Source organism: Microvirga guangxiensis (genome assembly GCF_900102135.1).
In the GTDB taxonomy this organism is placed as follows: domain Bacteria; phylum Pseudomonadota; class Alphaproteobacteria; order Rhizobiales; family Beijerinckiaceae; genus Microvirga; species Microvirga guangxiensis.
Genome location: NZ_FMVJ01000004.1, coordinates 110,005 through 123,991, shown reverse-complemented (window position 1 = coordinate 123,991; position 13,987 = coordinate 110,005). Strand labels below are relative to the sequence as shown.

The window sequence follows — 13,987 nt, the reverse complement described above, 5'->3', positions numbered from 1 at the left end:
TCGGGGATCGTATCAATGTTTCGCGCGATCCTGCCCCTTGATGAAGGCCGGGCCTGCCCATGGCAAGCCCCAAGATGCCTCAGCCTCTTCAAACGTCTTTGGCCCGAGCCTCCTTGGCCAGCTCCACGAGCTTCATGCGCAGCTCGCCCGAACCTGTGAGCGGCGTCGCGAAGTTCAACCGGATCAGCTCGTCGCCGAGCGCCATCTGCAACCCTTCCGGATCGATGCCGATGAGCCGCCACGGACCTTCTTTGGCCCCGCAGAGCTTGGTCGCATAAAGCCCCACCGCCTCTGCGTGATCCTCATTCATGTGCTCCACCGCGCCCGCTTCCAACTCAGCGAAATCGGGAAAGGCGGAGAGATCGGCCAACAGATCCCCCCGTTCCATGCGGTAAGCGCGACCGAAGCCGCCGTTGAGGCTGCCCCACGAGACGTTGAGCCGCCAAAACGCGAAATCGGGGAAGTCCACGTAAAGCGCGGCTTTCGGATGCTGCAGCAGGTAACGGCGGCGGATGGCCTGCGCCCGTTCCGAGCCGGGCTCCAGCCGCTCGGCCTGCGCCAGCAGGGTGAGGCGAGGATGGGCGAGCGGGTCGCCCTTGCCGATGGCGGAGAGCAGCAGCGAGCAGCGAGCATCCGCTGCAAGCAGCCGGGTATGAACCGAAAGCTGTGAGGTGAGGATCACCGGCGTGCCGTCGAGATCGGTGCCCACCGACACGAGGCTGGCAAAAGGCATGCCGTCCTCGGCCCCGTTGGTAGCGAGCGCGCCGGAGCGGGCCGTGCGCATGAGCCGCTTCGCGAGAAGCCGCGCCTCGTCATCCACCGGCAGGATCGGTTCTTTCTTCTCCATGGTCATCCTTTGTAGGCTCTTCACGCGCGCCCGGCAAATCGGGCGCGCAAGCTCTCGAACCTGACGAGTTGATCCTCCTTCAGGCTCCTGTCCTCGTTGCGGCCCACGAAGATCTTGAACATCACGCCGCCGTCCTCATTGACGAACTGCACCGAGCAGGAGCGCTTGCCGAAGAACGGGCGGTCGACGAAATAGATCGCCCGGCAGCGATCCATGCGCAGATGCCCGCCAATGGGGCTCTCCCCATGGATGTTGAAATAGCCGCGCCCTAATGTTCCCGGCGGCACGCTGCCCTTGCACTCGAACACGCCGTCGCGGGTGTGAACCACGAAGGTGATGTCGCCCCAGTTGGTGAGATCGCTCCAGATTTCCTCGAACAGATCGCCGGATGCACGCATGGCCGCGTGGGGCTCAAGGCAATCGAGAACTCTCTGAAGCGGAACGCCGCGCGCCTCGGCAATCGTTTCCAGAACCCCGTCGGGCTTTGCCGCAAGATCCTCGCGGATCAGCGCCTCGACATCCTGTGCCGCCTGCATTGCGCTCATGCTCATCAGGCGGCCTTCGTCACGCGGCCGATGGTCTGGATCACCTCGAAGCCCTCGAATTCCGGATGGCCGAGTGTGAGCGGCTTGTTGCTGTCCGTGCTGGCGCGGGTATGCGAGGCGCGGAACTGCTCCGAGCGCGTCCAGGCCTCGAAATGCGCCTTCGAGGCCCACACCGTATGCGAGGAATAGAGCACGTGATCCTCGCGCTCGGGCCCGCGCAGCATGTGGAATTCCACGAAACCTTCGAGCTCGTGCAGATAGCTCTCGCGCGTGAGCCAGCGCTGCTCGAAATCCTCTGCTGCATCCTTCAGGACCTTGAAGCGGTTCATGGCAATGAACATCGAGAATGTCTCCTTGGTTGAAGCAAGCCGCTCAGCGGCTTGCGAATTTCACATTGAGGCCGAACTTGGCCGTGAGGCCGGGGCTCGCCTGGCTGTTCTGGTACTGGACGTATTGCCGGTCGAACACGTTCTGGATTGTGATGTCGCCGCTGATGTTCTCGTCATAGCGGTAGGATGCGAACAGATCGACGAGACCATAGCCCTTTGTCGGATTTGCGACCTCGCTCTCGCTGTCGGCAACGAAGGTCACGCGCGTCCCAAGCGTCAGCTTGTCGTCGAGCAGACGGAAACCCAAGGTGGTGCTGAGCCGATCGGGATAAACCGAGTTGAGCGGGTCGCCCGTCGCCTCGTTCTCACCTTCGATGATGGCACCTGCCACGCTGATGAAGCCTCTGCCCCAATCGTAAGCTGCTTCAATCTCCGCGCCCTGGAGGCTCGCCTTGGCGATGTTCTGGTACTGCTGATCCCGGATGCCGATGAGGCACAGGCTCGGCACGAAGGCGCAGATCCTCACAGGCATGCCCGGAACGACCGGCACGTTGTAGGCGGGACCGACGCTGACGGTGTCGATGTAATCGTCGATCTCGTTATGGAACACAGAGACCTTGGCGCGGAAGCTGTCGCCACTTTTCAACACATTGTCGTACTGAATGTTGACGCCGCCTTCGATGTTGCGCGCGACCTCGGGACGAAGTGAAGGATTGGGCAGGAGGTTGAAGATCGGGAAGGGATGGGAGGCCTGGATCAGGGTTTCCGTGATCGAGGGAGCGCGATAGCCCTCCGCATAGGTTCCGTAGAACTCGATGCCCTTCACCGGCTCGACGCCCAATGTGATCTTGGGCGAGACGCGCGATCCGTCCGAGCTTACGCCGCCGCCATCGAGCTCATAGCTATCGAAGCGCAGTGCGCCGACCGCACGCAGCCAAGGCGTGAAGCGCACTTCGTCCTGGATGAAGCCTCCGAAGAGATTACGCTCGCCGGACGGCGTGAAGGCCGATCCGTAGCCGCCCGCGCGGTCGAGGGTCTCGGCTTGATCCTGCGCGGCGTCGATGCCGATGGTGAGTGCGTGGGAGAGACCGCCGGCCTCGAACCGGGCCGTGTTGCTGATGTCGAAGCCGACGGTCTCCATGCTGTAGTTCAAAAGGTCGCCGGGCCTTACCCCGAGGGAGCTATAGGTTCTGCTCGGCGTGATGACGCGCTTATCGTCCTCGGTCGACGTGTAATAGGCCTTCATGCTCAGATCGAGCCAAGGCACGTCGGGACGGTTGAAGCGATAGCCGAGCGTATAGGTATTGGCGACCACATCGTTGGAAAACCGCGTTCCGACGCCGCTGCTGCCGTTGTTGGCGAACGTGTAGTTCTGCAACAGGGCGGAACCGCTGATCGTGTGGCCGTCCGCCGGATAGACGTTGAACTTGAACAGGCCCGACGTCAGCTCCGAGCCCGTATCCCAGATCTTGTTGTCGTCGCCGTCATAATAATTGTTGGCGTTGCGGTAGAGGAACTGGCCGAACACGTCCGCCGCCGTTCCGATGCGCGCGCCCACCATGCTGTTGGTGAATATGCCCGCGCCGTTCGTGCCGTAACCGGTTCTCTGCACCGCGCCGTATGTCTCGTCGGGGTTCAGGATGTCGTCGATGGTGCGTGTGCGGAAGGAGACAACGCCGCCGATGGCACCCGAGCCATAAACCGTGGAGACGGGCCCGCGCACCACATCCACCTGCCCGATCAATTCGGGATCAAGATAGAAGGTGCCGTTCGCGCCGTGGCCGCTTACCTGGTAATCCTGACGCGCCCCATCCACGAGCACGTTTACGCGGCCGAAATCCTGCAGACCGCGAATGTTGATTGCCTGCCCCGGATCGGTTCCCGTTTCCTGCACCGTCACGCCGGGCACGCCCTGCAGCACATCGGAGACGCGCGAGGATTGCAGAAGGTCGATCTGCTGGCGCGTCACGACGCTCGACCCCGCAAGATCGTTGATCACCTTGTCCTCCGTCTTGCCCGAGGTGATCGTCACCGTATCAAGCATGAGGACACCGTCTTCGCGGGGAAGAGGCTGTGCGGCAGGCACAGGCAAGCTTTGTGCAAGGGCCGCGGAGGCGATCGGCGCCCCAGCCAGGGGGGCGAGCATGAGGAGGGCGAGAGGCGAGGTGGACGCGCGAAGGCCTTCGCGCAGGAGAGTAAACATCCTGACGATCCCAGTCTTTAACAGTGTTTTTTATTGATGACTGGCTGGCTGGCGCAGAAACAAAGTCACGCTGGCTGGCTATCGATCTCTTCCCAGGAGAAGAGGCTTTACATCCGATAGCCAAATCAAGTAACCGCGTCAACACTGACTCGTGACTTGCTAGTTTTACATAATTCTAAACTGCGAATACATGAGTCGACTGTAAAAGTTCTAATTTAGAATGCGTAAAAACTGGAGAGTACCGTGCAGCCTCCTCACCCACCCTCGGACTCCAAAGACGACAGGCTGAACCCCATGCGCGAGATCGATGTGGCGAGCCTCATCGGGTCAGGCCGGGAAGTGGTGCTGATTCACCGGGGCGAGCGCTACCGCCTCCGGGTGACGGCGAACGGCAAACTCATTCTGACCAAGTAAGGAATGTTTCCCATGACGCTGCTCTCCCGCCGTGCCCTCCTCGCCGCCCCCGCGCTGATGCTCGCCGCGCGCCACGCCAAGGCCGCCCCTGCCCGCCGGATCGTCAGCGTGGGCGGCGCGGTGACGGAGATCCTTTATCGCCTTGGCCAGGAGACCGAAATCGTAGGCGTCGACGCAACCAGTCTTTATCCGGCGGACGCGCTTAAGACGAAGGCCAATGTCGGATACATCCGCGCGCTGGGCGCCGAGGGCGTTCTCTCCCTCAACCCTACCCTCGTGCTCGCGGCGGAAGGCGCTGGTCCTCCCGATGCGCTGCAGCTGATCGCACAGGCTGGCATCACAATCGTGCGCGTTCCCGACCGGCCGAGCGCCGATGGAATCGTGGAGCGGGTGAAGGTGATCGCGCAAACTCTCGATATGCCCGAGCGCGGAGCGGCTCTGATCCAGGAGATCGAACGCGGCTTCGCGGAGCTGACGGACGCTAGGGCGCGCATCAAGCAGCCTGCGCGCGCCCTGTTCGTGCTCTCGTTCCAGAACGGCCGTCCCCTTGTCGGAGGACAGGGCACAACGGCCGATGCCATGCTCGCTCTTGCAGGGGCCACCAATGCAGCCTCTTCGCTCAACGGCTGGAAGCCCATGTCAGACGAGGGCGTCATCGCGGCGGCCCCTGAAGCCATCGTGATGATGAGCCATGGCCCCGGCGGCGCGGCGCAGGACCCGTTCACATTTCCGGCCTTCGCCGCGACACCTGCCGCGGTAAAGCGCAGACTCGTCGTGATGGACTCACTCTACCTCCTCGGCTTCGGCCCGCGCACGCCTGCCGCTGCACGCGAGCTCATGGCGGCTCTCCATGCCGAGCAGATCAAGGCAGCAAATCCGTGACGGCACTTGCCATGACCAGGAACGGATTTGCGCCACTACACAACCGCAGGCCCCTGCTGATGATTACGCTCGGCTGTCTCGTCGTTCTCATGAGCCTGCTTGCCTTGGGCGCTGGCGCGACGGGCATTCCCCTGTCGCGCGTGCTTTCGATCATGATGGAGCCTTCGTCCGTGCCTTCAGGTGAAGCGCTCGTCATCCTGCAGGTGCGGTTGCCGCGCCTGCTGCTCGGACTCCTCATCGGTGCCGCGCTTGCATGTTCCGGCGCGTTGATGCAGGGGCTTTTTCGCAATCCGTTGGCGGATCCCGGCCTCGTCGGCGTTTCCGCCGGCGCAGCACTCGCTGCGGCTGCTACCATCGTCGTCGGTGATGCGTTGCTTGCGCCTCTCATCGGGCCATTGTCCTTCGTAGCGCTTCCCATCGGGGCTTTCGTCGGCGGTTTGATCACCACCTTCGCGCTCTATCTTGTTGCCACGCGTCAGGGTCGCACATCGATTGCCACCATGCTGCTTGCCGGCGTGGCATTCGGCGCGCTCTCAGGCGCGCTCATGGGCTTTCTCTCTTACCTGAGCGACGATCGGCAATTGCGCGATCTTTCTTTCTGGTCCCTGGGCTCACTCAGCGGGGCCACCTGGACGAAGGTCGCCGCTGCAACTCCCTTGATCCTGCCCGTTCTCATCGTCACGCCGTTTCTTGCGCGCGGCCTCAATGCGCTGGCCCTTGGAGAAGCGGAAGCCTTTCATCTCGGCGTGCCGGTCCAACGGCTCAAAGCAGTCGCGATCCTGCTCGTCGCGGTCACTGTCGGCGCATCCGTTGCCTGTGCGGGTATGATCGGCTTTATCGGCATCGTCGTGCCACATATCCTGCGCCTTACCGCAGGGCCCGATCACCGCATGCTGCTCCCGGCCTCCGCCCTTCTCGGCGCGGCGCTGCTGGTTTTGGCCGATACAGTGGCGCGCACCATCGCGGCTCCGGCAGAACTCCCCATCGGCATTCTCACCGCCGCCTTCGGCGCGCCTTTCTTCCTGTGGCTTCTCCTGCGCCGCCAGGGAGGCGTCGGCTTATGAGCCCCATTCTCGAAGCGAGGAACATCGATTACCGCACCGGCGGACGCATGCTGATCGAGGGCATCAACCTCTCCATTGAGAGCGGCACGCTCACCATCGTCATCGGCCCCAACGGCGCCGGCAAGTCGACGCTTCTGCGCGTGTTGTGCGGCGAGTTGCCCCCCGCTCACGGCGAGGTTCGCCTCAACGGGTCCTCGATCCACGCCATTCCGACCTGGCGTCTCGCCCATAGCCGGGCGGTCATGCCACAAGCCTCCGAACTCGGCTTTCCATTTTCGGCCTTCGAGGTCGCCCATCTCGGTGTCGAAGGCATCGGCCGGGGTTTGAGCCACCATGACCGGCAACGCATCGTTCTCGATGCCCTCGAACAGGCCGATGTGGGGCACCTTGCCCACCGCAATTATCAGACGCTCTCGGGCGGCGAGCGGCAGCGGGTTCACTTCGCGCGGGTGCTGGCCCAACTCAATGCCGGGCGCAGTATCGAAACGCGGCAGGTGCTGTTCCTCGACGAGCCTATCGCGAGCCTCGATCTCAAGCACCAGCTCGCGCTGATGAACAAGGCCCAAACCCTCTCGCGGCAAGGCCTCACTATCATCGCCGTGCTGCACGATCTTCAGCTCGCGGCCGATACGGGCGACACATTGGTTCTCCTGCAGGCAGGCCGCCTTATTGCCCAGGGGAAAGCCGATACGGTGCTGAGCCCTGACCGGCTCTCCGAGGTGTTCGGCGTGAGTCTCGTTCCGCAGAGCCTTCCACCCAGCCCGTGGAAGCTGACACTCCAAAACAATTGGCCGGGAGCCGCTCAGAACTGAACGGGTGAAAGATCTTGCGGTCTCAAGCCTCTGCAACCTAACACTATGAAAGCTGTCAGTTGCCCGAGGACGCCATGGCGCATGAATCCATTATGATCGCGAAGATCGACGAAATGCGCCGAACACAAGGCTTTCTCGGAGTCGAAGCAGTGCTTGCCCTGGCCGAAACGGGCAATGTCGTTCTCGATCCCTTCTCCATCTTGATCGCCAACAATGCGCGCATCGGTGCGAGCAACATCTTCTATCCTGGCGTCACCATTCGCTGCGTCGCACCCGGTGAGCTGACCATCGGCGACGGCAATACGTTCCACTCGGGCACGTGGCTTTCTGCTGAAATGGGAACGCTGACGATCGGCAATTCCAACCTGTTCGGCGAGGGCGGCGGCTTCATGGCGAAGGCTGATCGCGCGGGCGCTCGCATCGTCATCGGCGATCACGGCCGCTACCAGGGCGGCGCGTCGGTCTTCGGCGAAACGTTTCTCGGATCGGGCAGCCAGCTGCTTGGCATGATCATGGTCGACAGCTGCCATCTCGCTGCTGGAGGATCGTTCCGCGAATCCGATCCGGATTCCCGCGCGGCTCTTCTGAAAGGCCAGGGCGTCGCCCGCAATCTCCGTCTCGAGGTCGGGCAGGTTATCTCCACCAGGGATGAGTTCACGATGGACGGCGTGAAGCCACAATCCTTCTTTCATCCCAAGGTTTCGCGCTCATGAACGGCTCTGTTTGCCTGGGCCTGGGGTTGCTCTCTATCGGCCGCGCCTGGGGCTATCGAAACGGATTTCCTCCGCCGGAGGAGGATGCGCTCGCGCTGCTCGAGCATGCTGTCTCGCAAGGAATCACGGTCTTTGATACGGCTCCCGCCTATGGCACCAGCGAGCGGATTCTTGGCCGCTTTCTCAGGGGCCGGACCTCTCAGGCTTCGCACCTCACCATCGCGACGAAAATGGGCGAGCACTGGAACGCGGAAGAACACGCCGCCTTCACCGATCATTCCTATGACGCTCTGTGCCGGAGCCTGGACCAAAGCCTCGAACGGCTGGGTCGCATCGACCTTCTCCAGATCCACAAGGCAAGCGCGGCGGTGCTCGCCTCGAAAGACGTGGAGCGTGCCATCGCTTATGCTCGCTCGAGCGGCGTGAGAAATTTCGGAGCGAGCGTAAGCGATCTCGATGCCGCGTGTCTTGCCTGTGCATCCGGCACCTACACCACGATTCAGTTTCCGTACAACCGGCTGTCCGCAGCTTTACGGCCGGCTTTCGATATGGCGTTGAGCGCAGGCATGGACGTCTTCGTCAATCGTCCCTTCGGCATGGGCGAGATCGTCCCGAATGAAGGCGACAAGATGCCTGCGATGCAGGACGCCCTGACATTCATCCTGCACCAGTCCTTCAAGGGCGCGATCCTGACCGGAACGAGGTCGCTGCGCCACTTGGACGAGTCCATCACGGCCTTTTCCAAAGCATCCGCTTCGATCAACCGCATCTACTAAAACGTGACGCGGACCGAAGGCGCGCTGCGCTGCGATGGGCCATGATGAACGGCCTCGATGTTGTTTCCATCGGGATCGAGCACGAACGCGGCGTAGTAGCCGGGGTGATAAGGGCGCTCGCCGGGCGCGCCGTTGTCCTTGCCGCCGTTGTCGAGGGCAGCACGATAGAAGGCATCGACCATCGCGCGGTCGTGGGCCTGGAAAGCGAGATGATGGCGTCCGGTCAGCTTGCCTTGGGCAGCCTCACTCTCAGCAGATGAGATGAAGAGTTCATCAGCCCAGAAATAATCATCGCCGCTTCCACCTAAGGGAACTCCGAGCACCTGAAAAACCGCCTCATAGAACCGGCGGCTCGCCGGCAAGTCCCTGACCACAAGCTGGATGTGGTCGATCAGTCGACCACGATGCAATTCCTCTGTTTCCATCTCTGTTCTCCGAAGCGGCAGGTGCTTTCGTCTCGCACCCCACATGACCAACCCGATCATCTAAGCTGCGCCGTATGGCATGGCGTTCGGGATCAATTGGAAAGCGGGCGAGGCTCTTCAAGCCTTCAGCCTTCGCGGTTTTCCGCGAAAGAGCGTTTTACTTCGCCTCTTCCTGTCTCAGATGGAGGTAGAGCGGATCGAAATCGCCGGCTTCCTGTAATTTCGCCCAATCCGGGATGATCATCTGCGAGCCCCGGGACTGGATCAAGCCATCGGCGCGAAGAGCCTGGAGGACCCGGTTGACATGCACTGTGCTGGTGCCGATGGCATCGGCGAGTTCAGCCTGGGTAATGGGCAGGTCGAAGGTGTTGTCCGTGGCTAGTCCAACCGCCTTCAGGCGCATCAGGAACTCGCATAGGAGGTGAGCCACCCGGGTATAAGCCTCGCGCCGTCCAATGTTGAGCATCCACTCCCGAAAGATCGAGGCGTCCACCAGCGTCTCGCGCCAGAAGGCGGCGGTGATCCGAGGATAGCGCTCGCACACGCGCCGCAGATCCTCGTGCTGAATGAATCCGACCGTGCAAGGGGTGATCGTTGCGATGCTGTTGTCCATGACCTTCAGGTGAAGGCTCTGCAGGTCAGGAACGTCGCCGGGGACATGCAGCCCCATGATCTGGCGCTTGCCCTCCGAAGTCATTTTGTAGACGCAGGTGAAGCCTTTCAGGAGAAGACAGGACTGGGATGGGTGGTCGCCGATGCGTACGATATCCTGGTCGGCCTCGAAGAGAGCAATCCGCACAGGCAGCCCCTGGAGAGCCTGCCTCTCCTCCTCGGAGAGAGGAAAGATGCTGTCCAGCTTGCGGATCATCAGGATCTGAGGGGAGTGAAGCTCAGCTGTCATCTCAGAATGTCCTGTCCAGCCTCCCTTGCAGATTCGCCTCGGTCGGGGAGTAGCTAGACAATAACGATGCCAGGCTGGGATTGTGCCGAAATCAAGAGACCGCGCCTGTAGCGTATTACGGGATCGACCGCCCCGAAAGTAGCACGATGAGATCCCGATTCGACACGTTGTTCATTGTTTCCTGGATGTTGGAACTGACGTGTCGCAGACTATGCCTCACACCGGCAGAGATGCGCTTGTCGATGAGTGGGTAATGTATCGAGCCGTGTCCCTAGACAACAAGCCCAGAGAGCCTGTTTGGCCTTGCTAGAGCCTGATCGGCTCGGCGCAATATGCTGTAGGGCTTATTTTATTTGCGGATCAACCCCTTAGAGGGATGATGGTGCCCAGGAGAGGATTGTACCAATCCTCTCCGAACCCTAGTAAAAACAATAACTTAAGAGCTGCCTACTGGAAGCGTTTGTACCACTCTTTTGGACCACCGTCGAGGCTGCTCTCACTGCCTGACAGTCAGCAGTAAATGTTGCCGTATCGGTCGATGCTGTAGGCCGGCCAGCGACGGGGGGCTTGGGAAGGATCCGGCATCACAGGATGCTGGATCCTCGGAGAAGCCGAACCATCGTGCAGACGCTCGCGAGGAACCGAGCATGCTGCCACGAGCAGCAGCATTCCCGTCAGCATGATTTTCGCGAAAACCCTCATCCGGCTCCTCCCTCATTTCGTAAGATGACAAAAGCGACAGTTCAGCCGCCCCTTATGCCGGAACAGAGCGACCCGTGCGGAGACGTTCCTGGATAGCGAGGAGCTGGCTTCTCAGAACCTCTGTCGGAGCCGTACCCAGGACGACGCCTGCCTCCTCGATCACCACGGACGGAATGGAACGGATGCCGAGGCTGCGCGCCTTGGCTCTGTCTTCTTCAACCTTCTGGCGGGTATAAGCGCTGCGGAGGTCGCGCTCGAAGCGCGGCATATCGAGGCCGATTTCCCGGGCCACATCGACGATCACGCCTGCGTCACCGATGTTGCGGTTCTCGGTCAGGTGAGCCCGCTGCACGGCATCGAACATGTCCCAATGCGCGGCCTGTCCGCCCTGGATCTCGGCGGCCTTGCAGCCGAGGGTGCCGATCATGCCGGACGGATACTCGAACGTCTGCTTCCACATGCCTTCGACATTGATGCGGCTCTTGTCGTCATCCGCATCGCGGCAGCGCTCCCAGTGGCCGAGGATTTCCCGCTTGGCGCGCTCCAGGGAGCCCCAGGCACGAACCATCTCCTCACGGGAATCCTGAAGCACGAAGCTGCGGTGGCGGATCTCGAGCGGAAGCTCCTCGCTGAGCTTGCGCAGACGCGGCGCGATGACGAAGCACCAGCCGCAGACGACGTCGTGGTAGAAGTCGATTTTGATGACGGGATTGGACATGACGAACTCCTCTGCAAGCCGAACGGTGCGGCGTGGTCGGGATGACTGAAGATCAGGTACGGCGTGCTGAATTCACCACCAGGACGCCTGCCGCGATGGTGATGCTCGCGGCCCAGATCCAGGGCGAATAGGTCTCGCCGAAGACGAGGGCTCCGGAGGCAAGGCCCGCTGCGGTCGCCACATAGCCGACCTGGCTGACATAAACTGGGCCAGCCGCTTTCTGCAGGCGCATAAACATCAGGAATTGCAGGGCGTTGAGAGCGGCCTGGATGGACGCCAGCAACGGCGCGTCGAGCAGGCTCGCAATATCACCGATGCGGCCCTTGCCGAGCATGAGGAGCAAAACCCATCCGCCGCCGGCCAGCATGGTTCCCGCCGAAAGCGCAAGAGGTGAAGAGCCTGCAGGCCAGAAGCGGGAGCGGAAGATATTGCCTGCGGCCAGGAAGGTCGGGATCGCAAGCGCCAGCAGCAGCCAGCCGTAGAGATCGGGAGAAGGCAGATGGCTGCGCTGACTGACGATCATCGCAGCTCCCGCGAAGCCGAGCGCGATCCCGAGGCTGCGTTGGGTTCCGGGCTTTTCCATGCGAAGTGCGGCGGCGAAAGCGAGCGTCAGGATCGGAGGCAGCGTATACACCACCGACGAGAGCCCCACGCCGAGATGCGGCATGACCGTGAAGAGGATGAAGTTGGGAAGTCCCATGGAGAGGAGGCCCGCCCCGGCGTAATAGGCGAGATGCAGTCGCGAGACGGGAACGGCCTGCCCGCGTATCAGCGCCATGGCCAGCAGGATAACGCCGCCGAACAACAGCATGGACAGGGTCCAGGCGAGCGGCGCGACCCCGGCCCGCGACGCCAACTTGCCAAGCGGGAACATGGCTCCGAAAACGCCGCCTGTGGCGATCAGGAGAGCGACGGCTCCGAAGCGGTGGGGCTTATGCGCCGACAAGGGGGCTGTGGTGGCGGTCATCGTGTTTTCTTCTTCACTGCTGCGTGCGGGCGTCATGAACGACTTTTCCGCCTACCACCGTCATCACAGCCGTGATGTGCCGGATGCGGTCTTCGGGGACGCTCATGTAGTCTTCCGACAGCACCACGAAGTCGGCGAGCTTTCCCCTCTCGAGAGTGCCGAGCTCGTTCTCGGAGAAGAGCAAGTAAGCGTTCGAACGGGTGTGAGCGATCAGGGCGTCCTGGCGGGAGAGCGGTGGGCGCGTGACGAGAGCGCCGTCGAGCGCCTTGCCGGTCACGGCCCACCAGAGAGTCACGAAAGGATTGTAGACGTTCGCCATGACGGAATCGGAGCCAATGCCCCAGGGCACGCCGCTGGCACGCACGAGATCGAGCGGAGGCATACCGAGAGATTCTTCGCCCAGAGCCCGAAGACGGCGGCGACCGAAAAGCACCGGGCGGCTGTGCAGCGCCACCATCATGCCCAGCGACTTCATGCGCTTGAGCGATTCTTCCGAGATCGTGTCGCCATGCTCGATGGTCCAGCGCAGATGCGCGACGGGCGTATCCTTCGCAATCTTCTCGATGAGATCGAGATGCTGGGAAATGGTGACGTCGCTTTCCGCATGAATGCGCATCGGCCATTCGGCCTTTGCCAATGCGCGCAAAATCTTCTCGAACTCGTCGAGATGAACCGGAAGAGGAGATCCCGGCTGGCCGATGGAATCGAAGACCGGCATGTAGATCAGCTCGCCTGCGCCGATGAGACGAAAATGCGCAGGGCCGGAGAGCGGCTTCATCTCACGCAATTCGCGCGCGAACGCCTCCTTGCCGCGCGAGCCGTTGTCATTGCGGAACCAGCGTGTGTGAAACACGCGGATGGGCAGCTTGCCCGCAGCAGCGAGCTTGGAGAACGGCGTGTAGTCCTCGTCCCGGATTCCGAAGCCGCCCATGTCGAAGATGGAGGTGAGGCCCGCTGCAGCATGATCGCGCATCACGGCTTGTGCGCCTGCGAGCGACTTCTCCGCCGTCTTGGGCGGCAGCTTGCGCATGGCGAAATCCATCGCCCGGCCCGCGATGGCGCCGAGCGGCAGGCCGTCCTCGCCCGCAGGCATCTCACCTGTTTCAGCAAAGATGTGGCTTGCGGGCCCCATCAACCCCGCCGCCTTGGCCGCAGCGAGGTTGATATAGGCATGGCTGTACATGTGCTGGAGATAGACCGGATGATGGGGCGCGGCTTCATCCAGCTCCTCGCGGTTGAACACGCGCCCGTCGCCGAATTGCGCATCCGTGAATCCGCCCTGGCTGTAGATCCAATGCCCCTTGGGCGTAACTGCCGCCTTGCGGCGGATGCGGTCGAGCGCCTCCTCACGGGTGGTCGCTCCATCGAGGCGAACCTCCTCGGCCCAGGTGGCCGCCGCGCGGATGACATGGACGTGGTTGTCGATCAGGCCCGGCATAACCGTGCGGCCTTCGAGATCGACGATCTCCGCGTCGGCACCTGCCAGAGCTATGACCTCTGCTTCGGAGCCAACCGCGAGAATGCGATCACCGCGTACCGCCAGTGCCTGCGCGGTGCTGAACGCCGCGTCGACAGTCAGCACCTTGGCATTGCGATAAAGAACGGTTTTATCCTTGCCCGTCTCCGCCGATGCTGAAGCGGCGGCGAGCAGTGCAAGGAGCCCGATCCAGGATGCGCGGTGCATGGCGT

At 62.1% G+C, this 13,987-nt stretch carries 15 protein-coding genes; 6 read left to right on the top strand and 9 right to left on the bottom strand.

The annotated features are described in order from the left end of the window. Positions 1-88: 88 nt before the first annotated feature. Genes BLP10_RS07060 through BLP10_RS07045 form a run of 4 tightly spaced genes read right to left on the bottom strand, consistent with a single transcriptional unit; the run spans position 89 to position 3,924 of the window. Complete coding sequence (locus BLP10_RS07060) at positions 89-853, bottom strand: HugZ family pyridoxamine 5'-phosphate oxidase (protein WP_091132571.1); 765 nt, start codon at positions 851-853, stop codon at positions 89-91. A 14-nt stretch (positions 854-867) separates the two neighbouring features. Beyond that, positions 868-1,398, bottom strand: a complete 531-nt coding sequence (hutX, locus tag BLP10_RS07055) for a heme utilization cystosolic carrier protein HutX (protein ID WP_244510432.1) — start codon at positions 1,396-1,398, stop codon at positions 868-870. Next, positions 1,398-1,733, bottom strand: a complete 336-nt coding sequence (hmuQ, locus tag BLP10_RS07050; RefSeq protein ID WP_091132567.1) for a heme-degrading protein HmuQ — start codon at positions 1,731-1,733, stop codon at positions 1,398-1,400. The genes hutX and hmuQ overlap by 1 nt, the downstream gene beginning before the upstream one ends. A gap of 31 nt (positions 1,734-1,764) precedes the next feature. After that, a complete protein-coding gene (locus tag BLP10_RS07045) occupies positions 1,765-3,924 on the bottom strand; it encodes a TonB-dependent hemoglobin/transferrin/lactoferrin family receptor (protein WP_244510431.1) in 2,160 nt (719 codons plus the stop codon). A 243-nt stretch (positions 3,925-4,167) separates the two neighbouring features. Here BLP10_RS07045 and hemP point away from each other — a divergent pair, with 243 nt between their 5' ends. From hemP to BLP10_RS07015, 6 genes are all read left to right on the top strand, one after another. Next, positions 4,168-4,338: a hemin uptake protein HemP gene (hemP, locus tag BLP10_RS07040; RefSeq protein ID WP_244510430.1), complete on the top strand. Its 171-nt coding sequence runs from the start codon at positions 4,168-4,170 to the stop codon at positions 4,336-4,338. 12 nt (positions 4,339-4,350) lie between these two features. After that, on the top strand, positions 4,351-5,220 hold the full coding sequence (locus BLP10_RS07035; protein WP_091132560.1) for a heme/hemin ABC transporter substrate-binding protein: 870 nt from the start codon (positions 4,351-4,353) through the stop codon (positions 5,218-5,220). A gap of 11 nt (positions 5,221-5,231) precedes the next feature. Next, positions 5,232-6,284, top strand: a complete 1,053-nt coding sequence (locus BLP10_RS07030) for a FecCD family ABC transporter permease (protein ID WP_091133481.1) — start codon at positions 5,232-5,234, stop codon at positions 6,282-6,284. Beyond that, positions 6,281-7,096 (top strand): heme ABC transporter ATP-binding protein, encoded by an 816-nt coding sequence (locus tag BLP10_RS07025; RefSeq protein ID WP_091132556.1) that lies wholly within the window; start codon positions 6,281-6,283, stop codon positions 7,094-7,096. Before BLP10_RS07030 ends, BLP10_RS07025 begins: the two co-directional genes overlap by 4 nt. Before the next feature lie 74 nt (positions 7,097-7,170). Beyond that, positions 7,171-7,809, top strand: coding sequence for an LbetaH domain-containing protein (locus BLP10_RS07020; protein ID WP_210183602.1), 639 nt, complete (start codon positions 7,171-7,173; stop codon positions 7,807-7,809). Further along, positions 7,806-8,585, top strand: a complete 780-nt coding sequence (locus tag BLP10_RS07015) for an aldo/keto reductase (RefSeq protein WP_091132553.1) — start codon at positions 7,806-7,808, stop codon at positions 8,583-8,585. Before BLP10_RS07020 ends, BLP10_RS07015 begins: the two co-directional genes overlap by 4 nt. Here BLP10_RS07015 and BLP10_RS07010 read toward each other — a convergent pair. The 5 genes from BLP10_RS07010 to BLP10_RS06985 all read right to left on the bottom strand — a co-directional run bounded on the left by BLP10_RS07010 (position 8,582) and on the right by BLP10_RS06985 (position 13,982). Beyond that, positions 8,582-9,010 carry a VOC family protein gene (locus tag BLP10_RS07010; protein ID WP_091132549.1) on the bottom strand — a complete coding sequence of 143 codons (429 nt, stop codon included), beginning with the start codon at positions 9,008-9,010 and terminating at the stop codon, positions 8,582-8,584. The two genes, BLP10_RS07015 and BLP10_RS07010, sit on opposite strands and share 4 nt — an antisense overlap. Positions 9,011-9,167: 157 nt before the next feature. Further along, on the bottom strand, positions 9,168-9,911 hold the full coding sequence (locus BLP10_RS07005) for a Crp/Fnr family transcriptional regulator (RefSeq protein ID WP_091132545.1): 744 nt from the start codon (positions 9,909-9,911) through the stop codon (positions 9,168-9,170). Between the two features lie 754 nt (positions 9,912-10,665). Further along, positions 10,666-11,331, bottom strand: coding sequence for a DsbA family oxidoreductase (locus BLP10_RS06995; RefSeq protein WP_091132537.1), 666 nt, complete (start codon positions 11,329-11,331; stop codon positions 10,666-10,668). Between the two features lie 52 nt (positions 11,332-11,383). After that, positions 11,384-12,298, bottom strand: coding sequence for a DMT family transporter (locus tag BLP10_RS06990; protein ID WP_175493812.1), 915 nt, complete (start codon positions 12,296-12,298; stop codon positions 11,384-11,386). 13 nt (positions 12,299-12,311) lie between these two features. Next, positions 12,312-13,982 carry an amidohydrolase gene (locus BLP10_RS06985; RefSeq protein WP_091132530.1) on the bottom strand — a complete coding sequence of 557 codons (1,671 nt, stop codon included), beginning with the start codon at positions 13,980-13,982 and terminating at the stop codon, positions 12,312-12,314. Positions 13,983-13,987 lie beyond the last annotated feature (5 nt).